We start from the raw sequence: 23,124 nt of genomic DNA, 5'->3' as shown, positions 1-23,124 counted from the left end.
CGCCGGCAAGACCACCCGAACCGGTGAGGGGCTACTTCTCCACGTGGGCGGCGAGATTGGCGAGCAGGGCGTCGTAGATCCGGCCGAGGCCCTTGGGCGCGAAGGTCTTCTCGAAGAAGCCGCCGATGCCGCCGGCGCCGTTCCACACCGTGGTGACGACGGCCCTGGACCTGCCCTCGCCGGCCGGGGTGACGGTCCAGGTGGTGACCATGGACGAGTTGCGGTCCTTCTCGACGAGCTGCCCGTCGGTCGGCTCGGTCACCTCCAGCAGGCAGTCACGGACGCGCTTGCTGGTGGCCTGGAGCTTCCAGTGGACGAGGGTGCCCTCGCCGTCGCCGCCCTCGCGCACCTCGTACGCGGAGAAGTGCTCGGGCAGGAGCTTCTCGCGCGCGCCGCTGTAGTCGGCCAGCGTGTCGAACACCGTCTCCGCATCCGCCGCGATGATCCGCTCCGCGGTGGCCTCGACCTGCGCCATGCCTGTTCCTCCAGCACTTGGGTTTTCAAGGGTGCGGCTTACCCAACCACCTCCCACGCGGCCGCCCAAAATCGGGGTTGCGCGACGGAAGGGAACATGTGTTCTATTCTGTGGTCAGTGCTACCGAGGAGGCGCACATGCGCTGGAACAATCTGGCCGAAAACCCCGCCACCACCGGGGAGGCCGCGCTCTTCGGAACGGACGCGGTGACCACCCGCACCTTCGACACCCCCGAGTTCCGGGGGATCACCTTTCACGAGGTGCGGGCCCGCTCGATCCTGAACCGGGTGCCGGGCGCCTCCCGGATGCCGTTCGAGTGGACGGTCAATCCCTACCGGGGCTGCACGCACGCGTGCGTCTACTGCTTCGCCCGCAAGACCCACACGTACCTGGACCTCGACACCGGCCTGGACTTCGACTCCCAGATCATCGTCAAGATCAACGCGCCGGAGCTGCTGCGCGGCCAGCTCGCCTCGTCCCGCTGGCAGGGCGCGCACATCGCCATGGGCACGAACGTCGACTGCTACCAGCGGGCCGAGGGCCGCTACCGCCTGATGCCCGGCGTCATCGCCGCTCTGCGCGACCACGCGAACCCTTTCTCGATCCTGACCAAGGGGACGCTGATCCTGCGCGACCTCGACCTGCTGGTGCAGGCCGCCGAGGTCACCGATGTCGGCATCTCCGTCTCCGTCGGCTTCACCGACCAGGAGCTGTGGCGCACGGTCGAGCCGGGCACGCCCTCCCCCGAGCGCCGCCTCGACGTCGTACGCACCCTCACGGACCACGGCATCGGCTGCGGCGTCCTGATGGCCCCGGTCGTCCCCTTCCTCGGGGACTCGCCCGACCAGCTGCGGGCCACGGTCCGGGCGATCGCCCTCTCGGGCGCGACCTCGGTCACCCCGCTCGTCCTGCATCTGCGGCCGGGCGCGCGCGAGTGGTTCATGGCGTGGCTCGCCGAGCACCACCCCCACCTCGTGCGGCGGTACGAGCGGCTGTACGCCGAAGGGGCGTACGCGCCCAAGTGGTACCAGCGGCGGATCACCCGTCAGGTGCACGAGCTCGCCACCGAGTTCGGCATAGGCCCGTCCGGGCCCGGCGTACGCCGGCGTGTTCCGGTGCCCGCCGAACCCGAGACTCCTGGCCCCACGCAGCTCACCCTGCTCTGACGCCACGACAGACGCCACGACAGACAAAAGTGTTAATAAGCACATACTTCACCTGACTTTCCGGCACGATGCGACGGGGGCTGTGTCCCTCACAGCCGCGTTCCCCAGCACGGGAGGCTCAGTGAAGAAACGCGCAGGAGTGCTGTTCGCCGTCGGGACGACGGTGGCCGGGCTGGTCACGGCCGTACCGCCGGCGGTCTCGGCCGACACGGCGTCAGCGGCCGGCCCCGCCGCGCGCACCACGCTCACCTGGACCGCGTGCGGCACCAAGAGCTATCCGCAGCTCCAGTGCGCCTCGGTCGAGGTCCCCCTGGACCACGCCGAACCGCACGGCCGGAAGATCACCCTGGCCCTGTCGCGCGTCCGGCACACCGCGCGGGAGTTCCAGGGACCGCTGCTCGTGAACCCGGGCGGCCCGGGCGGCAGCGGCCGGTCCCTGGCGGGGTTCGTCGCCGGTTCGCTGCCGAAGAAGGTGGCGGCGCAGTACGACGTCATCGGCTTCGACCCGCGCGGTGTGGGCGCGAGCGAGCCGGCCCTCGACTGCCGGCCCGGGCACTTCTCGGCCGTGCGGCCCGATTCGGTGCCGGGCGGACCGCGGGAGGAGCGGGACGGCGTGGGGCGGGCGCGGGCGTTCGCCGAGGCGTGCGGCGAGAGGTACGGCGACGTGCTGCCGTACATCGACACCGTGAGCGCGGCCAAGGACCTGGACGTCGTGCGCCGGGCGCTCGGGGCGCAGCGGATCAACTACTTCGGCTACTCGTACGGCACGTACCTCGGCGCGGTGTACGCCCGGCTCTTCCCGCAGCGGGTACGGCGCCTCGCGCTCGACAGCGTCGTCGACCCGACGGGCGTCTGGTACGACAACAATATCGCGCAGGACCACGCGTTCGACGCCCGCCACAAGGCCTTCGCCGCGTGGGTGGCCCGGCACGACGCGGTCTACGGGCTCGGCGGCGACCCGGCAGCGGTCGAAGCCGCGTGGTACCGGATGCGCGAGGCGCTGCGCCGGAGCCCGGGGGGCGGGAAGGTGGGCCCGGCCGAGCTGGAGGACACGTACCTGCCCGGGGGGTACTTCAACGGCTACTGGCCGCACCTCGCCGAGGCGTTCGCGTCGTACGTGAACGACAAGGACCCGGCCCCGCTGGTGGCGGCGTACAAGAACTTCGGCGCGAACGACGCCTCCGACGACAACAGCTACAGCGTCTACACGGCGGTGCAGTGCCGGGACGCGTCGTGGCCGCGCGACTGGGGCACCTGGCACGAGGACAACTGGGACGTGCACGAGAAGGCCCCCTTCTCCACCTGGAACAACGCCTGGTACAACGCGCCGTGCGCCTTCTGGCCCACCGGGCGGCTCGACCCGCCGGACGTCACGAACGGCGAACTGCCGCCGGCGCTGCTGTTCCAGGCGACGGAGGACGCCGCCACGCCGTACGCCGGCGGGGCCGCGCTGCACCGGATGCTGTCCGGCTCGGCGCTGGTGGTCGAGAGCGGCGGCGGCAACCACGGCATCACGCTGAGCGGAAACGCGTGCCTGGACCGGCACTTGGCGGACTATCTCGCGACCGGCGAGGTGCCGCGCGGCTCCGGCCTCGGCGAAGCGGACGCGGTCTGCGACGCGCTGCCCGATCCGAAGCCGCTGCCGCCGGAGCGGGCGGCGGCCCCGACGCGGGGCAGCACCCTGCACGGGCTGCTGGGCTACCGGGGCTGAGGCGTCGGGGCCCGCGACACGGGGCGCGGCGGACGTACCGGACGCGCCCCCGCGCGCGGCTCAGAGATCGGACAGCAGCAGGGCGGTGCTGTCCGCCGCGAGTTGTTCCGCGTGTGCGGGGAGGAGGCCGCCGCCCCGCACATGACGGCGTACGAGCGCGAGCGGCAGGTCGACGAGGGCGAGGGCGACGCGCTCGGTCTGCGCGGGGTGGCGGGCGCCCAGCTCGGCCGCGAGGGCGGCGATCCGGCCGAAGAGCCGGCGATTGCCGGCGTCGGCGCGTTCGGCCTGCTCCGGCGACCAGGCGCCCCTGCCGAACGCCTCGGGGCCGTGCAGCAGCAGCGCGGTCTCCTCCCGGTGCGTACGGCTCCAGGCCACCACGTGCCGCGAGGCGGCGACGGCGGCCTGCCCCGGGTCACCGGACGCGGTCAGGACGGCGACGTACCCCTCCTGGAATCTCTCGACGGTACGGAGCCAGACCTCGGCCATCAGCGCCGACCGGGACGGGAAGCGGTGGTAGACGGAGCCGCTCGGGGCGCCGACCGCCTTGGCGACCGCCGCCATGGTGACGGCGGCCGGGCCGCCCTCCGCCGCGAGGCGCACGGCGGCGTCGAGGAGCAGTGAGGTGTCGTAACGGGGTGGCCTCGCCATGTTCTGGAGAGTACCCTCCAATTAAATAGAGAGACCTCTCCAAAACGGATTCCGGGAGCTCCCATGCCAGCGTCGATGTCGGCCTTCAACGTCCACGAGCGCCTCCTGCCCGTCACCGCCGGCGAGGCCGGCGCGCTCCTCGACACGCTCGCGACCCCCGGCGACCTGCTGTGGCCCGGTGAGCACTGGCCGCCCATGGAGCTGGACAACGGGCTCGCGCCCGGCTCTTCGGGCGGCCACGGACCGGTGCGGTACACGGTGGAGGCGTACGTCCCCCGGGAGTGGGTCCGGTTCGCGTTCAGCGGGCCGCGCGGTTTCGGCGGCTTCCACGAGTACACGGTCCACGCGGCGGGCGAGGGGCAGGCGGTCCTGCGCCACACGCTCGCCATGAAGGTGAGCGGCCCCGCCCTGCTCAGCTGGCCGCTCGCCTACCGGGCCTTCCACGACGCGGTCCTGGAGGACAGCCTCGACCGCGCCGAGTCCGCGCTGACGGGCGCCGTCTCCCGCCCGGCCCGCTGGAGCCGGTACGTCCGGCTGCTCCGCCGCCTCACGCCCGGCGGGAGCGCGGCCGCGTGAGCGCCGCCGAGCTGCGGATACGGCACATGGGCCTCGACGACTGCGAGAACGTGGCCCGGGTGCGGGTGCGGGGGTGGCGGACGGCGTACGCCGGGATGATGCCCCAGGCGTACCTCGACGCGATGAGCGTCCAGGAGGACGCCGCCCGGCGCCGCGCCCACCTCGCCGGGGACGACGGCACGACGCACCACCTGGTCGCCGAGCGGGCCGGCGAGATCGTGGGCTGGGGCTGCTGCGGCCCGTACCGCGACGAGGCGGGCCGGCCGACCGGGGACGCCGAGCTGTACGCCCTGTACGTACTGCCCGAACACCACGGCACCGGCGCGGGCCGCGCGCTGACCGCCGGGCTGCTGGCCCGCGCCGCCGCCGACGGCCACCCGCGGATGCTGCTGTGGGTCCTCACCCGCAACGCCCGCGCCCGCCGCTTCTACGAGAGGGCCGGCTTCGTCCCGGACGGCGCCGAGGCCCCGTTCGACGTGCTCGGCACCGCCGTCCCCGAGACGCGTTACGCGAGGCGGCTGAGCGCGGCGGACGCGGCGGCGCCCAGTCTGGGGTGACCCAGCGCCGCCTCCAGCACCGGCCGCGCCCGTGCGTCGCGCAGCTGCCCCAGGCCCTCGACGCAGGCCAGCGCCACCCGCCAGTGGGGGTTGGCCGGGGCGAGCAACCCCCGCAGGGTGGTGATCAGCGCCGGTACGGTCTCGGGCGCCCGGAGTTCGGTGAGCAGCCGCACCGGCGTCAGCGCGTACGCCGTGCGCAGCGCGTTCGTGGCGAGCGCGGCCGCCGCGCGCGCGGTGCGCGGGTCGCCCAGGCGCGCCAGCGCGTACGCGGCGGTGACGCACCGGTCGGGGTCGCGGTGGTTGAGGAGCAGCACCAGGGTCTCGAACGCCCGCCGGTCGCCGGAGCAACCGAGGCGGAAGGCGGCTATCTCGCGGGCCCACAGAGGGCGCTGCGTCTCCGTGAGCACGCCCGCCAGTTCGTCGGGGTCCTCGGTGGCGAGCAGCCGCTCGTACGCCGCTGCACCACCCGGCCCGGACCGCGCCTCACCCCGTACCCGGTCGGCGAGCGACCGCAGCTCCTCGTCCATGGCGCAAGCGTATGCAGCGCACAGGCGTCCCAGATCACATCCCGCCAGGTCTGGCGCGCTCGTTACTCGCCGGTTACTCTCAAGTGAGCGGGCCACCCCCCGCTGAATGATCACCTCATGGCGGCCTGGTGACGCAGCCGCCCGAGTGTTCTGTCGGTTCGGTGTTCTTCCGCGACGTGACTCCGGGACAGAGTCCGTCGGCCCCGCAGCTCGACCCGCCCTGCGCAGCGCGCAGTCCCTCGGATCAGCCCTTCCGCACGCAACCTCCTTTCGCCGTGCGCCCCTTGGCGTACCTCCGGCGCGGTGCGTGTGCCCTCAGTCGTCACTCATTCTCTGGAGTCCCGTGATGGACACCCCTCTCAGTACCGTCGCCGTCGTCGGTCTCGGCACCATGGGCACCGGCATCGCCGAGGTCCTGGCCCGCGCCGGCCGCGAAGTCATCGGCATCGACATCAGCGAGGAGGCCGCCCGGCTGGCCGTCTCGTCGCTGGAGGCATCCACCGCCCGCGCGGTGGAGCGCGGGCGGATCACCGACGAGGAGCGCCGCGACGCCCTCGCCCGGTTCCGTACCTTCTCCGATCTCCAGGCGGCCTCCGAAGCCGATCTGGTGATCGAGGTCGTGCACGAGTCGTACGAGGCCAAGCAGCAGGTCTTCCACGCCCTCGACGCCATCGTGCGCCCCACCGCGGTCCTGGCGACCGGCACGAACGCGCTGTCCGTGACCCGCCTCGCCGCCGACTCCGCGCACCCCGAGCGGGTGCTGGGCATGCACTTCTTCAATCCGGCGCCCGCGATGAAGCTGGTCGAGATCGTGTCCTCGGTGCTCACCGCGCCGCAGGCCGTCGAGGCCGTCACCGCGCTCGCCCGCGATCTGGGCAAGGAGCCCGTCGCGGTCGGCGACCGGCCCGGTTTCGTCGCCGACGGCCTGCTCTTCGGCTACCTGAACCAGGCCGCCGCGATGTACGAGGCGAAGTACGCCTCCCGCGAGGACATCGACGCCGCGATGCGGCTGGGCTGCGGCCTGCCGATGGGCCCGCTGGCCCTGCTCGACCTGATCGGCATCGACACGGCCCGCACCGTCCTGGACGCCATGTACGCCGAGTCGCACGACCGGCTGCACGCCCCCGCGCCCATCCTCAAGCAGCTGAGCGAGGCGGGGCTGAGCGGCCGCAAGTCGGGCCGGGGCTTCTACACCTACGAGGCGCCCGGCAGCCAGACGGTGGTGCGCGACGCTTCCACCCCGCTGGAGTCGGCGACGGCCACCCCGGGCCGGCCGGTGCGGTCGGTCGGCGTCGCGGGGTCCGGGACGATGGCGTCCGGCATCGCGGAGGTGTTCGCGAAGGCCGGGTACGACGTGGTGCTCGCGGCCCGGAGCCAGGAGAAGGCGGACAAGGCCAAGGCCCGGATCGCCAAGTCCCTCGCCCGCTCCGTCGACAAGGGGCGGATGACGGCCGAGGCGCGCGAGGAGACGCTGGGCCGGGTCACTCCGGCCGGCTCGCTCGACGCGTTCTCCGACGTCGATCTGGCGGTGGAGGCGGTCGCCGAGGACCTGACGGTCAAGCAGGAGCTCTTCGCGAGGCTCGACAAGGTCTGCAAGCCGGGCGCGGTGCTCGCCACGACCACGTCCTCGCTGCCCGTCGTCGCCTGCGCCCGCGCGACCTCGCGCCCGCAGGACGTGATCGGCATGCACTTCTTCAACCCGGCGCCCGCGATGAAGCTGGTGGAGGTCGTCCGTACCGTCCTGACCTCGGACGCCGTGCACGCGACGGTCCGCGAGGTGTGCGCCAAGATCCGCAAGCACCCGGTGGACTGCGGCGACCGCGCCGGATTCATCGTGAACGCGCTGCTCTTCCCGTACCTGAACAACGCGATCAAGATGGTCGAGCAGCACTACGCGACGCTGGACGACATCGACGCCGCGATGAAGCTGGGCGGCGGCTACCCGATGGGGCCCTTCGAGCTCCTCGACGTGGTCGGGCTCGACGTCTCTCTCGCCATCGAGCAGGTCCTGCACCGCGAGTTCCGCGACCCGGGCCTGGCGCCGGCTCCGCTGCTCGAACACCTGGTGGCCGCGGGATGCCTGGGCCGCAAGACGGGACGCGGCTTCCGGGAGTATGCGGGGCGCTGAGCAGGAGGGTGTGACCGGATGGGGCGGGCTGCTGGAGCCGGACGGCGGCCCGCACCCACAGGCGCGCTCTCCTGCGCAGATGCAGTACGTTCGGGGCATGTCCCAGCCCGCTGACTCCCCCCGACGACCGTCCCGTACGAGCTCCGCGTCCGATGCCCCCGAGAGCGCCGCGGGCAGCCGGGCCGCCGCCCAGCGGCTCAAGATGCGCCGCGAACTGTCGGCCGCGGCGATGGAGCTGTTCGCGACGAAGGGGTACGAGGCGACGACCGTCGACGAGATCGCCGCCGCCGGCGGAGTCGCGCGCCGGACCTTCTTCCGGCACTTCCGCTCCAAGGAAGAGGCGATCTTCCCGGACCACGACGACACCCTCGTGCGGGCGGAGGCGGTGCTCAACGCGGCGTCCCCGCACGAGCACCCGCTGGACACGGTCTGCCGGGGCATCAAGGAAGTCATGCGGATGTACGCGGCATCCCCCGCGGTCTCCGTCGCCCGCTACAAGCTCACCCGCGAGGTCCCGACGCTCCGGGAGGCCGAGATCGCCTCGGTGGCCCGTTACGAGCGGCTGTTCACGCGATATCTGCTGGGCCACTTCGACGAGCGCGACCACCACGACGGCAACGACGACCCCCTGCTGGCGGAGGTGGCCGCCTCCGCCGTCGTGACGGCCCACAACCACGTCCTGCGGCGCTGGCTGCGGGCGGGCGGCCAGGGCGACGTGGAGGCGCAGCTCGACCACGCGTTCGCGATCGTCCGCGACACCTTCGGCACGGGCATCGGAGCGGGCCGCTCCAGGCCGGCGCCGTCCCCCGCCGCCCAGCCCCCGGCGTCGGCGTCGGTGACCGGTGACGTGCTGGTGACCGTGGCCCGTACGGACGCCCCTCTTGACGAGGTCATGCGCACGATCGAACGGGCGCTCAAGAAGGCCTGACACGGCCTCGCTCCCCCCGCACACGGACGCCGTCCGCCCCCGGAGACCCGGGAGGCGGGCGGCGTCTTCGCGTGCTGTGATGAGGAGGATCGATCGATCATCGCTCATGTGTGACGGCGAGGTGACAAGTGAGAGAAATTGTTGGCACTCAGTGTCTTGTCACGTGGCACGGGGTGTCATACCTTGATGTCGTCCGGGCGGCCGGCGTGCAGTGATCTTTCGTACGCCGGCTGTCCCCGCAAACCACGTGTTTGCGCGCCCGGGCGCCTGCGTCACAGGCAACCTCCCGCGCTACCCGCGCTGCCGAACACCCGCACCACCGCCGAACCGACGGCACACCTCCACAGCAACACCCCGACGTTTCCCCTCAAAGCGTTCCCTCGAGTACGCGCTTCGCCGGAGGCACCCGTGAAGGAAATCCTGGACGCGATCCAGTCGCAGGACAGCACGGCGGCAGACATCGCCGCCCTGTCCATCCCCGAGTCGTACCGCGCGGTGACCGTGCACAAGGACGAGGCCGAGATGTTCTCCGGCGTCGCCAGCCGCGACAAGGACCCCCGCAAGTCCCTCCACGTCGAGGACGTGCCGGTGCCCGAGCTCGGCCCGGGCGAGGCCCTGGTGGCGGTCATGGCCAGCTCGGTCAACTACAACTCCGTGTGGACCTCGATCTTCGAGCCGGTCTCGACCTTCGGCTTCCTGGAGCGGTACGGCAAGCTCAGCGACCTGAGCAAGCGCCACGACCTCCCGTACCACGTCATCGGCTCCGACCTCGCGGGCGTCGTCCTGCGCACCGGCCCCGGCGTGAACGCCTGGAAGCCCGGGGACGAGGTCGTCGCGCACTGCCTGTCCGTCGAGCTGGAGTCCTCCGACGGCCACAACGACACGATGCTCGACCCCGAGCAGCGCATCTGGGGCTTCGAGACCAACTTCGGCGGGCTGGCCGAGATCGCACTGGTGAAGTCCAACCAGCTGATGCCCAAGCCCGGCCACCTGAGCTGGGAGGAGGCGGCGGCCCCCGGCCTCGTCAACTCCACGGCGTACCGCCAGCTCGTCTCGCGCAACGGCGCCGGCATGAAGCAGGGCGACAACGTGCTGATCTGGGGCGCGAGCGGCGGACTCGGCTCCTACGCCACCCAGTTCGCGCTGGCCGGCGGCGCCAACCCGATCTGTGTCGTCTCCAGCGACCAGAAGGCGGACATCTGCCGCTCGATGGGCGCCACGGCGATCATCGACCGCAACGCCGAGGGCTACAAGTTCTGGAAGGACGAGCACACCCAGGACCCCAAGGAGTGGAAGCGCTTCGGCAAGCGCATCCGCGAGCTGACCGGCGGCGAGGACATCGACATCGTCTTCGAGCACCCCGGCCGTGAGACCTTCGGCGCGTCCGTCTACGTCACCCGCAAGGGCGGCACGATCACCACCTGCGCCTCGACCTCGGGCTACATGCACGAGTACGACAACCGCTACCTGTGGATGTCGCTGAAGCGCATCATCGGCTCGCACTTCGCGAACTACCGCGAGGCGTGGGAGGCCAACCGCCTCATCGCCAAGGGCAAGATCCACCCGACGCTGTCGAAGGTGTACTCGCTGGAGGACACCGGCCAGGCCGCGTACGACGTCCACCGCAACCTGCACCAGGGCAAGGTCGGCGTGCTGGCGCTGGCACCCCGGGAGGGTCTCGGCGTCCGCGACCACGAGCTCCGCGAGCAGCACATCGACGCCATCAACCGCTTCCGGGACATCTGATGAGCGAGCGTCGGAAGGACCGGCCCTGGCTCATGCGGACGTACGCCGGCCACTCGACCGCCGAGGCGTCCAACGCGCTGTACCGCAACAACCTCGCCAAGGGCCAGACGGGCCTGTCGGTGGCGTTCGACCTTCCGACGCAGACCGGCTACGACCCCGACCACATCCTCGCCCGCGGCGAGGTCGGCCGGGTCGGGGTCCCGGTCTCTCATCTCGGTGACATGCGGCGGCTGTTCCAGGACATCCCCCTGGAGCAGATGAACACCTCGATGACCATCAACGCCACCGCCATGTGGCTGCTGGCGCTGTACCAGGTGGTCGCGGAGGAGCAGGGCGCCGACGTCACCAAGCTCCAGGGGACGACGCAGAACGACATCGTGAAGGAGTACCTGTCGCGCGGGACGCATGTCTTCCCGCCGGTGCCCAGCCTGCGCCTGACGACGGACATGATCACCTACACGGTGAACAACATCCCCAAGTGGAACCCGATCAACATCTGCAGCTACCACCTCCAGGAAGCCGGCGCCACGCCGGTCCAGGAGATCGCGTACGCCATGAGCACGGCGATCGCCGTCCTCGACGCCGTACGGGACAGCGGTCAGGTGCCGGCGGAGAAGTTCGGGGACGTCGTCGCCCGTATCTCCTTCTTCGTGAACGCGGGCGTCCGCTTCGTCGAGGAGATGTGCAAGATGCGCGCCTTCGGCCGCATCTGGGACAAGGTCACGCGCGAGCGGTACGGCATCGAGAACGAGAAGCAGCGCCGCTTCCGCTACGGCGTGCAGGTCAACTCGCTCGGCCTCACCGAGGCGCAGCCGGAGAACAACGTCCAGCGCATCGTCCTGGAGATGCTGGCCGTCACGCTCTCCAAGGACGCCCGCGCCCGCGCCGTGCAGCTCCCCGCCTGGAACGAGGCGCTGGGCCTGCCCCGGCCCTGGGACCAGCAGTGGTCGCTGCGCATCCAGCAGGTCCTCGCCCTGGAGAGCGACCTGCTGGAGTACGAGGACATCTTCGCGGGGTCGCACGTCATCGAGGCCAAGGTGGACGCGCTCGTCGCCGACTCCTTCGCCGAGATGGACCGCATCGAGGAGATGGGCGGCGCGATGGCCGCCGTCGAGTCCGGCTACCTCAAGTCGCAGCTCGTGTCCTCGCACGCCGAGCGCCGCGCGCGCATCGAGTCCGGCGACGAGAAGATCGTCGGCGTCAACTGTTACGAGGCCACCGAGCCGAGCCCGCTCACCTCGGACCTCGACGGCGCGATCATGACGGTCGACCCGGCCAACGAGGCACGCGTCGTCGCCAAGCTGCACGAGTGGCGCGACAACCGCGACGAGGCCCGCGCCTCCGAGGCGCTGGCGGCCCTCAAGAAGGCCGCGGCGGGCACCGAGAACCTGATGGCCGCCACCGTCGAGTGCGCCCGGGCGGGCGTCACCACCGGCGAGTGGTCCTGGGCGCTGCGCGACGTCTTCGGCGAGTTCCGCGCGCCGACGGGCGTGAGCAGCGCACCGGTCGCCGTCACCGCCGAGGCGGGCACGCCGCTCGCCGCCGTACGGGACAAGGTGGCCCGTACGGCCGAGGACCTCGGCTCGGGGCGGCTGCGCCTGCTCGTCGGCAAGCCCGGCCTGGACGGGCACTCCAACGGCGCCGAGCAGATCGCCGTACGGGCCCGCGACGCGGGGTTCGAGGTGGTCTACCAGGGCATCAGGCTGACGCCCGAGCAGATCGTGAGCGCCGCTCTCGCGGAGGACGTGCACTGCGTCGGTCTGTCGATCCTGTCCGGCTCGCACGCCGAGCTGGTGCCCGACGTGCTGGTACGCCTGCGGGAGGCCGGGGCCGCCGACATTCCGGTGATCGCGGGCGGGATCATCCCGCCGGCGGACGCCGCGGAGCTGCGGGCCGCCGGAGTGGCCGCAGTATTCACCCCGAAGGACTTCGGCATCACGGAGATCATCGGCCGTATCGTCGACGAGATCCGGAAAGCGAACAAGCTCGACCCTCTGGAGGTCCCCGCATGACCACGCCCCAGCCCGTGAACCGGCTGCGCCCCCGCCGCTCCTGCCTCGCCGTGCCGGGCTCCAACCCGCGCTTCCTGGAGAAGGCCCAGGGCCTCCCGGCCGACCAGGTCTTCCTCGACCTGGAGGACGCGTGCGCGCCGCTCGCCAAGCCCGAGGCCCGGCACACCATCGTGAAGTTCCTCAACGAGGGTGACTGGACGGGCAAGACCAGGGTCGTGCGCGTCAACGACTGGACCACCGAGTGGACGTACCGCGACGTCGTCACGGTGGTGGAGGGCGCGGGCCAGAACCTCGACTGCATCATGCTGCCGAAGGTCCAGGACGCGCAGCAGGTCGTCGCGCTGGACCTCCTGCTGACGCAGATCGAGAAGACGATGGGCTTCGAGGTCGGCAAGATCGGCATCGAGGCGCAGATCGAGAACGCGCAGGGCCTCAACAACGTCAACGCCATCGCCACGGCATCCCCCCGGGTCGAGACGATCATCTTCGGCCCGGCCGACTTCATGGCCTCCATCAACATGAAGTCCCTGGTCGTCGGCGAGCAGCCGCCCGGCTACGACGCCGACGCCTATCACTACATCCTGATGCGGATCCTGATGGCCGCCCGCGCCAACAACCTCCAGGCGATCGACGGCCCCTACCTCCAGATCCGCAACCCGGAGGGCTACAAGGCGGTCGCCAAGCGCGCCGCCGCCCTCGGTTTCGACGGCAAGTGGGTGCTGCACCCGGACCAGGTCGCCGCCGCGAACGAGATCTTCTCGCCGTCCCAGGAGGACTTCGACCACGCGGAGCTGATCCTGGACGCGTACGACTACTACACCTCCGAGGCGGGCGGCAAGAAGGGCTCGGCGATGCTCGGCGACGAGATGATCGACGAGGCGAGCCGCAAGATGGCGCTGGTCATCTCCGGCAAGGGACGCGCGGCCGGCATGCGGCGCACCTCGAAGTTCGAAGCCCCGGAGGCCTGATCATGCAGTTCGGACGCACGTACGAGGAGTTCGAGGTCGGTGCGGTCTACAAGCACTGGCCCGGGAAGACGGTCACCGAGTACGACGACCACCTCTTCTGTCTGCTGACCATGAACCACCACCCGCTGCACATGGACAGCAACTACGCCGAGAAGACGACCGACTTCGGCAAGAACGTCGTCGTCGGCAACTACATCTACTCGCTGCTGCTGGGCATGTCGGTGCCGGACGTCTCCGGGAAGGCGATCGCCAACCTGGAGGTCGAGTCGCTCAAGCACATCGCGCCGACCTTCCACGGCGACACGATCTACGGCGAGACGACCGTCCTGGACAAGACGCCGTCGAAGTCCAAGAACGACCGCGGCATCGTCTACGTCGAGACGAAGGGCTACAAGCAGGACGGCACCGTCGTCTGCGTGTTCCGGCGCAAGGTGATGGTCCCGACCGAGACGTACATCAAGGAGCGCGGCGGCGAGCAGCCCGGCCGCCCGGAGCCGAAGTCCCAGGAGAAGTAGCCATGGCCCGTCTCGCCCAGACCGCCGGTCTGACCGACATCCAGCAGGAGATCCTGGCCACGGTCAGGAACTTCGTCGACAAGGAGATCATTCCGGTCGCCACGGAGCTGGAGCACCGTGACGAGTACCCGACGGAGATCGTCGAGGGTCTCAAGGAGCTCGGGCTCTTCGGGCTGATGATCCCCGAGGAGTACGGCGGCCTGGGTGAGTCCCTTCTCACATACGCGCTGTGCGTCGAGGAGATAGCTCGCGGCTGGATGAGCGTCTCCGGGATCATCAACACCCACTTCATCGTGGCGTACATGCTCAAGCAGCACGGCACGCAGGAGCAGAAGGACACGTTCCTGCCGCGCATGGCGCTGGGCGAGGTGCGGGGCGCGTTCTCGATGTCGGAGCCGGCGCTCGGCTCGGACGTGTCGGCGATCACGTCCAAGGGCGTGAAGGACGGCGACGAGTACGTCCTGAACGGCCAGAAGATGTGGCTGACCAACGGTGGCTCGTCCACGCTCGTCGCCGTCCTGTGCCGCAGTGACGAGGGTCTCCCCGAGGGCACGGCCCCGCACAAGCAGATGACGACCTTCCTGGTGGAGAAGGAGGCGGGCTTCGGCGAGGTGCGGCCCGGCCTGACGATCCCCGGGAAGATCGACAAGATGGGCTACAAGGGGGTCGACACCACCGAGCTCATCATGGACGGACTGCGCATTCCGGCCAATCGTGTACTCGGCGGCACCACCGGCCGAGGGTTTTACCAAATGATGGACGGCGTCGAGGTCGGCCGCGTCAACGTGGCGGCGCGTGGCTGCGGCGTCGCACAGCGTGCGTTCGAACTGGGTGTCTCGTATGCCCAGCAACGTCATACTTTCGGAAAGCCCATCGCCCAGCACCAGGCCATTCAGTTCAAGCTGGCCGAGATGGCTACCAAGGTCGAGGCAGCGCATGCGATGATGGTGAACGCAGCACGCAAAAAGGACTCCGGGGAACGAAACGACCTAGAGGCAGGGATGGCGAAGTACCTCGCCTCCGAATACTGCAAGGAGGTCGTCGAGGACGCCTTCCGTATCCATGGCGGATACGGGTTCTCGAAGGAGTACGAGATCGAGCGCCTCTACCGCGAGGCGCCGATGCTGCTCATCGGCGAAGGTACCGCCGAGATCCAGAAAATGATCATCGGTCGGCGACTCCTCGAAGAGTACCGGTTCCAGGGCTGATTGCCCCTTTCGTGGGTAAATGACCGCGAAAAAGATCACACCCTGTTATCGGCTTCAGGCCGTCGACTCGGCTTCTGGCTTGCCCAGTTGCGGCCCGCAACCGCTACCATCGCCGGTAAGCCGCCGTCCCCCTGTTGCCAGCGCGGCATCATCCGCTACGAAGGTCATCCATGCCCCACAGCCAAACCTCTGCACCACGCGACGGCCTCCTCAATGGACGCCTTGCTCGCGGAGCATCGCCGTGGCTTCTGCCGACCGTCGCCACCGCGGCGCTCAGCCTGGCCCGGGCCCGCAAGTCCGGCCGCTGGGCCGCTGTCGCCGTGCCCACCACCGCGCTCGCGGCGGGCATGCTGTGGTTCTTCCGCGACCCCGAGCGCGAGATCACCCAGGGCCGGGTCATTTCCCCGGCCGACGGAGTGGTGCAGAGCATCATGCCGTGGAAGGACGGACGTACCCGCGTCGCGATCTTCATGAGCCCGCTGAACGTCCACGTCAACCGTGCCCCCCTCGCGGGCACGGTGACGTCGGTCGAGCACATCCCCGGCGGGTTCGTACCGGCGTTCAACAAGGAGAGCGAGAACAACGAGCGCGTTGTCTGGCACTTCGACACCGAGCTCGGTGACATCGAGATGGTGCAGATCGCCGGCGCGGTCGCGCGTCGCATCGTCCCGTACGTGCCGCAGGGCACCAAGGTCGAGCAGGGCGAGCGCATCGGCCTGATCCGCTTCGGATCGCGCGTCGACATCTACCTCCCGGAGGGTGTCGAGGTCGACGTAGAGGTCGGTCAGGCGACCACCGCGGGGGTGACTCGAATTGACCGTGACTGATCCCGAGACACGGGCCGGCTGGGTGCCGGAGGCCGAGGACGAGAACGCCGACGCCGAGGACATGCCGCTCTCTTTGAGGCTGTCGATAGCGGACACCCTCACACTCGGCAACGCGACCTGCGGATTCATGGCGGTGTACTTCACCACCACCGGAATCCTCATCCCGCACCTCCAGGGCAGCCAGGAGACCGGCATGGCGCGGCACAGCGCCGCGACCGCCGTCATCCTGATGCTCCTCGCGGCGATCTTCGACCTCTGCGACGGGCTGGTGGCGCGCAAGCTCCGCAGCTCGCCCATGGGCGCGGAGCTGGACAACCTCTCCGACCTGATCAGCTTCGGGCTCGCCCCGGCCTACTTCGTGCTCGTGTACGGGATGGTCGCGGACGACGCCCACCAGCGCGTATCGGCGCTCGCGGCGATCGTGGTGCTGCTGGCGGTGGTCCTGCGGCTGGCCAGATTCTCCTGCGTCACCATGAAGGACGGCATGTTCCAGGGCATGCCGAGCCCCTTCGGCGCGCTCACGGTCGTCTCGATCGTCCTCCTGGAGCTCCCCTTCATCCCCACGCTGCTCGCCATCATCGGCGTCGCGTGGCTGATGGTGAGCCGGGTCGAGTACCCCAAGCCGCGGGGCGTCCTCGCGGTGGCGATGCTCGGCTGGATCGTGGGCGCCATGGGGCTGCTGGCGGCCTGGGCGTTCGACGCCCCGGGCGGTCAGGTCCTGCTGGCGACCGGCTGCGCGCTCCAGGTGGTCCTGGGCGCGGTCATCCCGCTCTTCGCCACGGCGCGGCGGGTGAACACCTTCCGCGACAACCGTCGCGTGGCGCGCGCGGCGCAGCTGCCGTAACCGTTCGTACCGCAGGTACGGCCGAGGGCCCCGGGGACGCTTCCCCGGGGCCCTCGGCCGTGGTGCCGCGCGCGGGCCGTCAGCCGCCCACGGTGAAGCTCTCGGCGGCCTGGGAGACCTCCGCCTCGCGGACCACCTTCATGCCTCCGGTCGCCTTCTTGTCCGGCCGCAGGACGACCGTCTGGCGCGAGGAGGGCGCCTTCGGGTCGGTGAAGTCGTGGGTGGTCCCGAAGCCCGAGTCGTACGCGTCGATCGTCAGCAGGGCCTTGTCGACGCCCTCGCGCGTGAGGTCCTTCGCCGCGCACGCCTTCTTCAGCGCCTCCCCGAAGACGGAGGCCGCCGTCCAGCCGGCCACCACGCCGTTGTCGAGCGCGTCCGAGGGGTACGCCGCCCTGTAGTCGGCGACGAGCTTCTTGGCCGCCGGGCTGTCGGTGCCGATGGGCTGGGTGGGTGAGGCCACGTAGTAGTTCTTCGTCAGCGCCGGGCCGGCCTGGGTGGCGAGGAGCTGCGGCGAGAACGCCGAGTTGTTGCCGATGATCGGCGCCTGGAGCTTGACCGCCGCCGCGACCCCGACGAACGAGGCGGCCTGGCGCGGTCCCGCGCTGATCACCACGCCCTTGACCCCGGCCTTCTTGAGCGAGGCCACCTGGGCCGTCATGTCGTTGTCGGTCGGCTTGATCTTCTGCTCGACGACGGTGAGGCCGGCCTCCCCGGCGGCGTACTTCGCTCCGGCCAGGGCGTTCTCGCCATAGTCCCCCTCGAAGTAGACGTGCCCGAGCTTGTCGCCCTTCTTGAGGCCCTTCTCCTTCATGAGGAAGTCGACGGCGTTGATCGTCTCGACGTCGTACGTGTTGCCTATGACGCGGATGTACGGGCTGCCCAGCAGGGACGCGGACCACGCCTGGGGGATGACCAGGCCCTTGTCCTGGCCGTCGACGCGCTGCTTGACGGCGGCGACGAAGGGCGAGCCGATGAACTGGGCGAAGCCGAGGACCTGCGGCGACAGCTCGGTGTAGCCGGAGACGGCCTTCTGCGGGTCGTAGCCGTGGTCGCGGACCACGAGTTCGACCTTCCGGCCGCAGATGCCGCCGTCGGCGTTGATCTGCTTCGCGTACAGCTGCTGGGCCTGGGTGACGCTCTTGCCGAGCGAGGCGTAGACGCCGGTCATGTCGGTCAGTACACCGAGCTTGATCGTCTTGTCCGTGACGCCCTGTCCGGTCTTGATCCCGCCGGCGCTCGGCTTGTCTCCGTCCTTGCCGCTGTCCTTCGCCTTGGAGCTGCATCCGGCCGCGGTCAGCGCGAGCAGGGCCGCCAGCGTGGCGGCGGTGGTTCTGGTGACCTGGGTACGCGTGGGCATCGTTACTCCCCTGGGGTTGTCGTCTTGCGCCGGAGGGCCGGCCGCACCAGGCCGCCCGGCAGGAAGAGCACCACCGCGACAACGGCGGCGCCGTAGAGGTACCGGGACGCCTCGCCCGGAGCGACCCCGCCCGTACCGGGGGCGGAGACGAGGGGCAGGGCGTCGCTGTACCGGGTGAGGAGCTGGGGCAGCAGGGAGACGAACACGGCCCCCACCACCGCTCCCGCGACCGAGCCGAGACCGCCGATGACGATCATGGCCAGGTATTCGAGGGACAGGATCATGCCGAAGTACTCCGGCACGGTCCGCTGGAAGACCAGCGCGAGCAGGACGCCCGCCAGGCCCGCGTACATGGAGGACAGGACGAACACCCCGGCCCGGTAGCGGGCCACCGGGACACCCATGACCCCCGCGGCGATGCGGTGGTCGCGGATGGCGTTCATGGCCCGTCCGGGGCGCCCGCGCAGTACGCCGCGGGCGAAGAGCGCGCAGCCGGCCAGGGCGAGCAGGGCGACGTACCAGAGCTTCTCGGCGCTGCCGAAGGGCACGGCGGCCACCAGCAGCTCGGATTCGTCGAAGGTGACGCCGAAGAGGCTGAGCGGGGGAACGTCGCGGCCGTTGAAGCCGCCGGTCAGGTCGTGCGCGTTGAAGAGCACGTGCTGGCCGATGAAGATCAGCGCGAGGGTGGCGATGCCGAGGTACGCGCCCTGGAGGCGGCCCGCGATGGGGCTGAACAGCCCGCCGGCGACGCCCGCGAGCGCCACGGCCAGGACCGCCGCCAGCCAGCTGGGGAGGTTCAGGCCGGTGAGCGTGGCGGTGGAGTCCCCGGCGAGGACGCAGTAGCCGTACGCCCCGACGGCGAGGAAGAAGGCGTGGCCCATGGAGAGCTGGCCGGTGGCGCCGGTCAGCAGGTTGAGCCCGATGGCGCCGATGGCGGCGGCCATCGCGAACAGGCCGGCCTGGAGCCAGAACCGGTCGAGGTAGAACGGCAGGGCGAGCAGCAGGACCGCTCCGGCGGTCCACAGCGCCGGGCGGCGCAGCCGCTTGATCGGTTCAGACACGGGCCAGCTCCTTCGTGCCGAAGAGGCCGGCCGGGCGGACCAGCAGGACGGCGACCATCACGAGGTACGGCGCCAGGTCGCCGATGCCGCGGCCGAGGAACGTCAGGTCGCCCTGGTAGCCGGTGGCGAGCGATTCCGTGATGCCGACGAGGAAGCCGCCGACGAGCGCTCCGGTGGTGGAGTCGAGACCGCCCAGGATCGCGGCGGGGAACGCCTTCATGGCGGCGAGCGAGGTGGAGCGTTCGAGCCCCGGCGTCGGGAAGACCGTCAGGAACAGCGCGGCGACGGCGGCGAGGCCGCCCGCCACCGCCCAGGCGCCGAGCGAGACCCGGCCCAGGCGTACGCCCATCAGCGCGGCGGTCTCGGAGTTCTCGGCGGCGGCGCGCATCGCCACCCCCCAGGAGGTGAGGCGGAAGGCGAGCAGGAACGCCGTGATGAGCAGGCCGGCGGCGACGAACGCGGCGATGCGGGTGTGCGCGACGCTCACCCCCGCGACGGTCAGGACGGAGTCGCCCCAGGGGTCGCCCAGGGCGAGGACGTCGGTGCCGATGCGGCGCGTCAGTTCGGTGGTGAGCAGGATGTCGACGCCGATGGTCACGATGGCCAGCACACTGTGGTTCGAGCCCCGGTAGCGGCGCATCACCAGGAACTCGACGCCGGCGCCGACGGCGGCGGCGCCGCCGATCCCGGCGAGCAGGGCGAGCCAGAAGCCGATGTCGTCGTGCAGCACGGCGGTGACGTAACCGCCGGCGAGGAGCAGCGAGGCGTGGGCGAAGTTGACGACCTCGGTGGCGCGGAAGATCACCACGAAGCCGAGGGCGATCAGGGCGTAGACGGAACCGATCGAGATCCCGTTGAGGAGCAGTTCGGCGAAGGTGGTCATGAGGTGGCCTCCTCTCCCAGGTAGGCGCGGACGACGGCGGGGTCGGACTGGACGGACGCGGGCGTCCCGTCGGCGATCAGCCGACCGAAGTCGAGGACGGTCACGGAGTCGGCGAGCCGCATCACCACCCCCATGTCGTGCTCGACCAGCACGATGGAGATGCCGAGGCTGTCCCGTACGCCTGCGACGACGGCGGCGGTGGCCCGGCGCTCACCGGCGGTCATCCCGGCGACCGGCTCGTCGAGGAGCAGCAGCTTGGGCTCCATGCACAGGGCGCGGGCCAGCTCGGCGAGCTTCTGCTGCCCGTACGGGAGGGTCCCGGCGGGGCGGGCCAGCTGGTCCTCAAGACCGACGAACGCGGCGATCTCCCGGACGCGTTCGCGGTGCCGGGCCTCCTCGCGCACGGCGTACGGCAGCCCGAGGCCCGCCGCGACGAAGCCGGTGCGGGTGAGCCGGTGCCGGCCGAGCATCAGGCTGTCCTCGACCGTGGCTCCGGGCGGCAGGGCGAGGTTCTGGAAGGTCCTGGCGACACCGAGGTCCGCGATCCGGTGGGCCGGCAGGCCGGTCAGCTCCTCGCCGCCGAAGCGGACGCTGCCGGAGGTGGCCCGGTACACGCCGGACAGGACGTTGAAGCAGGTGGACTTGCCGGCGCCGTTGGGTCCGATGACGGCGTGCACCGTTCCCGGCCGTACGGTGAAGCCGATCCCGTCCAGGGCCGTCAGGCCGGCGAACCGTACGGTCAGGTCCCGCACTTCCAGCGTCGGGGCCCCGGTGCTCATTCGCCCTCCCAGACGCTGAGGGTGCGGTGGGCCGCCACCGCCTCGGAGGCGTCGGCGGCGGCGTCCTCGTCGACGACGCCCAGGTAGCGGCGGCGCACCTCGTCGGAGGCGGCCAGCTCGTCGGCGGGCCCGGACAGGACGACCTCGCCGACGTCGAGGACGTACGCGTGCGAGGCGAGACGCAGGGCGATGGCGGCGTTCTGTTCGACGAGCAGTACGGCCGTGCCCTGGGCGTTGATCTCTGTGATCGTCTCGGCGATCCGCTGGGCCATCAGCGGAGCGAGCCCGAGTGAGGGCTCGTCCAGGAGCAGCAGCATCGGGCCGGCCATCAGGGCCCTGCCGACCGCCAGCATCTGCTGCTCACCGCCGGAGAGGAGCCCCGCGCGCTGCCCGGCGCGTTCGGCCAGGACCGGGAACAGCTCGTGGACGCGGCGCAGCGCGGCGGCCTGGGCGGCGCGGTTCCCGGTGGCGCCCAGGGCGCCGGCGCGCAGGTTGTCGGTCACCGTCATCCGGGCGAACACCTGGCGCCCTTCCGGGACTTGGCACAGCCCGGCCGCCACCACCCGGTCGGGTGTCAGGCCCGTCAGCGGCCGGCCGCCGAAGGCGACGGTGCCCCCGGTGACCGCTCCGCCGTGGAACGACAGTGTGCGGGAGATGGCGCGCAGGAGCGTGGACTTGCCCGCTCCGTTGCTGCCCAGTACGGCGACGACGGACCCCTCGGGCAGCGTGAGCGACACGTGTCGCAGCGCCCGCACGGGTCCGTACCCCGCCGAAAGATCCCGTATTTCCAATGCGGCGCCCGCCATGGCACCCCTTCCTCGGGCCGTTCGATGGCGCTCACCTCAGCACCGGCGGGGGCCGCCGTCCACGGCTCGCGGCACAACCGCTGCCGGTGACCAGCCGCACCCGCGGACGGTTGTGCACGCGCACAACACCGCGTGTCAGGGGGCTGTCGGCACGGCACGGCACGTGGCACGCTCTCGCCCCATGGGAGGCCGCAGAGCACGGACGGGACACGACTGGGCAGTGCTGACCGAGGCATGTACGGCGCTGCTTGACCGGCTGCCGGACCTGGTGGACCGGCACCTGCGCGAGCTGCACGCGCACTCGCCGCTGTACACGCGGGTCCTGTCGCAGGACCAGCACTGGCAGGAGACCGAGCGCGCGATGCGGATCGGCATCGAGGCGATCTCCGCGCCGAAGACGGAGCCGCGCCGGGATCTGGAGTACGCGGAGTGGACCGGGCGGCGGCGGGCCCAGCAGGGCTTTCCGCTGGAGCTGCTGGTGCACTCGTACCGGCAGGCCGGCTACCTGATCTGGGACGCGCTGCTGGAGGGCGCGGAAGGGGCGGAGGGCGGCGGTCCGGAGCGGCTCGCGGTGCTGATGCGGGCGGCCACGACGGTGTTCGCGGCGGTGGACGCGGAGACGGCGACGGCCTCGGAGGCGTACCGGGCGACCGAGGCCGAACTGCGCCACCGTACCGACGAGCGGCTCCAGGCGCTGCTGGACGCCCTGCTGGAGGGCGAGGACTCACCGGCCCTCGCGGCCCGCGCGGCGGCCGGCCTCGATCTGCCGGAGCAGGGGCGGTACGCGGTGGTGGTGCTGCGGCTGGAGCGGCGGGACGGGCGCGAGCCGTTCCACCGGCGGATCCAGGGCGCCGGGATGCGGTTCATCTGGCGGATGCGCACGGACTGCGAGGTGGGCGTCGTCTCGCTGGGCGAGGAGACGACGCCGGCCGCCCTGTCGGAGCTGCTCGCCGGGCGTTGCCCGGGGCCGGGCGGGATCAGCCCGGTGGTGGAGGGGCTGGCGGCCCTGGGCCGGGCGCGGCGGCTCGCGGACCTGGCGCTGCGGACGTGCGCGCCGGACGCGACCGGGATCGTACGGCTCGACGAGCGGATGCCGACGGCGCTGGTGGTCAGTCAGCCGGAGCTGGCGGAGCGGCTGGTGGCGGACGTGTTCGGCAATCTGATGGGGCTCGACCCGGCGGACCGGGGTGTGCTGCTGGAGACGCTGGACGCGTGGCTGGCGTGCGAGGGGTCGGCGGGGCGGACCGCCGGGCGGCTGTATTGCCACCGGAACACGGTCTTCAACCGCTTGCGGCGGCTCGAACAGCTGACGTCGCGTTCGCTGTCGCGGCCACGGGACCTGATCGAGATGACGCTGGCCCTGGACGCGTTCCGGCTGTCGGGGGCGTGAGGCGGCCGGGTG

Annotated in this window: 22 protein-coding genes; 14 read left to right on the top strand and 8 right to left on the bottom strand. The window is 71.0% G+C overall.

Annotated elements, in window-relative coordinates:
- Positions 1-31: 31 nt before the first annotated feature.
- Positions 32-475 (bottom strand): SRPBCC family protein, encoded by a 444-nt coding sequence (locus E2E34_RS01115; RefSeq protein WP_138900006.1) that lies wholly within the window; start codon positions 473-475, stop codon positions 32-34.
- A 137-nt stretch (positions 476-612) separates the two neighbouring features.
- On the opposite strand from E2E34_RS01115, the gene E2E34_RS01110 reads away from it, so the two are divergent.
- Together E2E34_RS01110 and E2E34_RS01105 are read left to right on the top strand one after the other, a co-directional pair.
- Positions 613-1,641 carry an Rv2578c family radical SAM protein gene (locus E2E34_RS01110; protein ID WP_138900005.1) on the top strand — a complete coding sequence of 343 codons (1,029 nt, stop codon included), beginning with the start codon at positions 613-615 and terminating at the stop codon, positions 1,639-1,641.
- 121 nt (positions 1,642-1,762) lie between these two features.
- Positions 1,763-3,352, top strand: a complete 1,590-nt coding sequence (locus E2E34_RS01105) for an alpha/beta hydrolase (protein ID WP_138900004.1) — start codon at positions 1,763-1,765, stop codon at positions 3,350-3,352.
- 60 nt (positions 3,353-3,412) lie between these two features.
- On the opposite strand, the gene E2E34_RS01100 is transcribed toward E2E34_RS01105, so the two are convergent.
- Positions 3,413-4,000, bottom strand: coding sequence for a TetR/AcrR family transcriptional regulator (locus E2E34_RS01100; protein ID WP_138900003.1), 588 nt, complete (start codon positions 3,998-4,000; stop codon positions 3,413-3,415).
- A gap of 63 nt (positions 4,001-4,063) precedes the next feature.
- Between E2E34_RS01100 and E2E34_RS01095 the strand changes: the two genes are divergently transcribed.
- Together E2E34_RS01095 and E2E34_RS01090 are read left to right on the top strand one after the other, a co-directional pair.
- Positions 4,064-4,576 carry an SRPBCC family protein gene (locus tag E2E34_RS01095; protein WP_341870201.1) on the top strand — a complete coding sequence of 171 codons (513 nt, stop codon included), beginning with the start codon at positions 4,064-4,066 and terminating at the stop codon, positions 4,574-4,576.
- A gap of 26 nt (positions 4,577-4,602) precedes the next feature.
- Entirely contained in the window at positions 4,603-5,133 is a 531-nt protein-coding gene (locus E2E34_RS01090; protein WP_138900040.1) for a GNAT family N-acetyltransferase, read from the top strand.
- Here E2E34_RS01090 and E2E34_RS01085 read toward each other — a convergent pair.
- On the bottom strand, positions 5,082-5,660 hold the full coding sequence (locus E2E34_RS01085; protein ID WP_138900002.1) for an adenylosuccinate lyase: 579 nt from the start codon (positions 5,658-5,660) through the stop codon (positions 5,082-5,084). The genes E2E34_RS01090 and E2E34_RS01085 overlap by 52 nt on opposite strands.
- A 346-nt stretch (positions 5,661-6,006) precedes the next feature.
- On the opposite strand from E2E34_RS01085, the gene E2E34_RS01080 reads away from it, so the two are divergent.
- The 9 genes from E2E34_RS01080 to pssA all read left to right on the top strand — a co-directional run bounded on the left by E2E34_RS01080 (position 6,007) and on the right by pssA (position 16,836).
- Entirely contained in the window at positions 6,007-7,788 is a 1,782-nt protein-coding gene (locus tag E2E34_RS01080) for a 3-hydroxyacyl-CoA dehydrogenase family protein (RefSeq protein WP_138900001.1), read from the top strand.
- A 97-nt stretch (positions 7,789-7,885) separates the two neighbouring features.
- A complete protein-coding gene (locus tag E2E34_RS01075; protein WP_208765108.1) occupies positions 7,886-8,716 on the top strand; it encodes a TetR family transcriptional regulator in 831 nt (276 codons plus the stop codon).
- Between the two features lie 408 nt (positions 8,717-9,124).
- The gene (ccrA, locus tag E2E34_RS01070) at positions 9,125-10,462 is read left to right on the top strand and encodes a crotonyl-CoA carboxylase/reductase (RefSeq protein WP_138900000.1); all 1,338 of its coding nucleotides are present in this window, start codon (positions 9,125-9,127) and stop codon (positions 10,460-10,462) included.
- Positions 10,462-12,474, top strand: coding sequence for a protein meaA (locus E2E34_RS01065; RefSeq protein ID WP_138899999.1), 2,013 nt, complete (start codon positions 10,462-10,464; stop codon positions 12,472-12,474). The genes ccrA and E2E34_RS01065 overlap by 1 nt, the downstream gene beginning before the upstream one ends.
- The gene (locus E2E34_RS01060) at positions 12,471-13,442 is read left to right on the top strand and encodes an HpcH/HpaI aldolase/citrate lyase family protein (protein ID WP_138899998.1); all 972 of its coding nucleotides are present in this window, start codon (positions 12,471-12,473) and stop codon (positions 13,440-13,442) included. The genes E2E34_RS01065 and E2E34_RS01060 overlap by 4 nt, the downstream gene beginning before the upstream one ends.
- 2 nt (positions 13,443-13,444) lie before the next feature.
- The gene (locus tag E2E34_RS01055) at positions 13,445-13,957 is read left to right on the top strand and encodes a MaoC family dehydratase (protein ID WP_138899997.1); all 513 of its coding nucleotides are present in this window, start codon (positions 13,445-13,447) and stop codon (positions 13,955-13,957) included.
- Between the two features lie 2 nt (positions 13,958-13,959).
- Complete coding sequence (locus E2E34_RS01050; protein WP_138895599.1) at positions 13,960-15,165, top strand: acyl-CoA dehydrogenase family protein; 1,206 nt, start codon at positions 13,960-13,962, stop codon at positions 15,163-15,165.
- A 170-nt stretch (positions 15,166-15,335) separates the two neighbouring features.
- Positions 15,336-15,992: a phosphatidylserine decarboxylase gene (locus tag E2E34_RS01045; protein ID WP_138895600.1), complete on the top strand. Its 657-nt coding sequence runs from the start codon at positions 15,336-15,338 to the stop codon at positions 15,990-15,992.
- A gap of 22 nt (positions 15,993-16,014) precedes the next feature.
- On the top strand, positions 16,015-16,836 hold the full coding sequence (gene pssA, locus E2E34_RS01040; protein ID WP_208765111.1) for a CDP-diacylglycerol--serine O-phosphatidyltransferase: 822 nt from the start codon (positions 16,015-16,017) through the stop codon (positions 16,834-16,836).
- A gap of 79 nt (positions 16,837-16,915) precedes the next feature.
- On the opposite strand, the gene E2E34_RS01035 is transcribed toward pssA, so the two are convergent.
- From E2E34_RS01035 to E2E34_RS01015, 5 genes are read right to left on the bottom strand one after another with little or no spacing between them, the layout of a single operon-like run.
- Entirely contained in the window at positions 16,916-18,193 is a 1,278-nt protein-coding gene (locus E2E34_RS01035) for an ABC transporter substrate-binding protein (protein WP_138899995.1), read from the bottom strand.
- Between the two features lie 2 nt (positions 18,194-18,195).
- Positions 18,196-19,254, bottom strand: a complete 1,059-nt coding sequence (locus E2E34_RS01030) for a branched-chain amino acid ABC transporter permease (RefSeq protein WP_138899994.1) — start codon at positions 19,252-19,254, stop codon at positions 18,196-18,198.
- Positions 19,247-20,137 carry a branched-chain amino acid ABC transporter permease gene (locus tag E2E34_RS01025; protein ID WP_138895603.1) on the bottom strand — a complete coding sequence of 297 codons (891 nt, stop codon included), beginning with the start codon at positions 20,135-20,137 and terminating at the stop codon, positions 19,247-19,249. The genes E2E34_RS01030 and E2E34_RS01025 overlap by 8 nt, the downstream gene beginning before the upstream one ends.
- Positions 20,134-20,916 (bottom strand): ABC transporter ATP-binding protein, encoded by a 783-nt coding sequence (locus E2E34_RS01020; protein WP_138899993.1) that lies wholly within the window; start codon positions 20,914-20,916, stop codon positions 20,134-20,136. The genes E2E34_RS01025 and E2E34_RS01020 overlap by 4 nt, the downstream gene beginning before the upstream one ends.
- Entirely contained in the window at positions 20,913-21,722 is an 810-nt protein-coding gene (locus tag E2E34_RS01015) for an ABC transporter ATP-binding protein (protein WP_138899992.1), read from the bottom strand. The genes E2E34_RS01020 and E2E34_RS01015 overlap by 4 nt, the downstream gene beginning before the upstream one ends.
- A gap of 181 nt (positions 21,723-21,903) precedes the next feature.
- On the opposite strand from E2E34_RS01015, the gene E2E34_RS01010 reads away from it, so the two are divergent.
- Positions 21,904-23,112 carry a PucR family transcriptional regulator gene (locus E2E34_RS01010; protein WP_138899991.1) on the top strand — a complete coding sequence of 403 codons (1,209 nt, stop codon included), beginning with the start codon at positions 21,904-21,906 and terminating at the stop codon, positions 23,110-23,112.
- The last annotated feature ends 12 nt before the right edge of the window (positions 23,113-23,124 follow it).

Source organism: Streptomyces albidochromogenes (assembly GCF_005981925.1).
GTDB lineage: Bacteria > Actinomycetota > Actinomycetes > Streptomycetales > Streptomycetaceae > Streptomyces > Streptomyces albidochromogenes.
The sequence above is the reverse complement of the archived record's forward strand: the minus strand, read 5'-3'. Positions and strand labels throughout refer to the sequence as shown.

Bases quoted from the DNA above. Each gene is read 5' to 3' on its own strand.
- E2E34_RS01115 (WP_138900006.1), bottom strand. From the start codon at position 475: ATGGCGCAGGTCGAGGCCACCGCGGAGCGGATCATCGCGGCGGATGCG.
- E2E34_RS01110 (WP_138900005.1), top strand. From the start codon at position 613: ATGCGCTGGAACAATCTGGCCGAAAACCCCGCCACCACCGGGGAGGCC.
- E2E34_RS01100 (WP_138900003.1), bottom strand. From the start codon at position 4,000: ATGGCGAGGCCACCCCGTTACGACACCTCACTGCTCCTCGACGCCGCC.
- E2E34_RS01095 (WP_341870201.1), top strand. From the start codon at position 4,064: ATGCCAGCGTCGATGTCGGCCTTCAACGTCCACGAGCGCCTCCTGCCC.
- E2E34_RS01090 (WP_138900040.1), top strand. From the start codon at position 4,603: ATGGGCCTCGACGACTGCGAGAACGTGGCCCGGGTGCGGGTGCGGGGG.
- E2E34_RS01085 (WP_138900002.1), bottom strand. From the start codon at position 5,660: ATGGACGAGGAGCTGCGGTCGCTCGCCGACCGGGTACGGGGTGAGGCG.
- E2E34_RS01080 (WP_138900001.1), top strand. From the start codon at position 6,007: ATGGACACCCCTCTCAGTACCGTCGCCGTCGTCGGTCTCGGCACCATG.
- E2E34_RS01075 (WP_208765108.1), top strand. From the start codon at position 7,886: ATGTCCCAGCCCGCTGACTCCCCCCGACGACCGTCCCGTACGAGCTCC.
- E2E34_RS01065 (WP_138899999.1), top strand. From the start codon at position 10,462: ATGAGCGAGCGTCGGAAGGACCGGCCCTGGCTCATGCGGACGTACGCC.
- E2E34_RS01060 (WP_138899998.1), top strand. From the start codon at position 12,471: ATGACCACGCCCCAGCCCGTGAACCGGCTGCGCCCCCGCCGCTCCTGC.
- E2E34_RS01055 (WP_138899997.1), top strand. From the start codon at position 13,445: ATGCAGTTCGGACGCACGTACGAGGAGTTCGAGGTCGGTGCGGTCTAC.
- E2E34_RS01050 (WP_138895599.1), top strand. From the start codon at position 13,960: ATGGCCCGTCTCGCCCAGACCGCCGGTCTGACCGACATCCAGCAGGAG.
- E2E34_RS01045 (WP_138895600.1), top strand. From the start codon at position 15,336: ATGCCCCACAGCCAAACCTCTGCACCACGCGACGGCCTCCTCAATGGA.
- E2E34_RS01035 (WP_138899995.1), bottom strand. From the start codon at position 18,193: ATGCCCACGCGTACCCAGGTCACCAGAACCACCGCCGCCACGCTGGCG.
- E2E34_RS01025 (WP_138895603.1), bottom strand. From the start codon at position 20,137: ATGACCACCTTCGCCGAACTGCTCCTCAACGGGATCTCGATCGGTTCC.
- E2E34_RS01020 (WP_138899993.1), bottom strand. From the start codon at position 20,916: ATGAGCACCGGGGCCCCGACGCTGGAAGTGCGGGACCTGACCGTACGG.
- E2E34_RS01015 (WP_138899992.1), bottom strand. From the start codon at position 21,722: ATGGCGGGCGCCGCATTGGAAATACGGGATCTTTCGGCGGGGTACGGA.
- E2E34_RS01010 (WP_138899991.1), top strand. From the start codon at position 21,904: ATGGGAGGCCGCAGAGCACGGACGGGACACGACTGGGCAGTGCTGACC.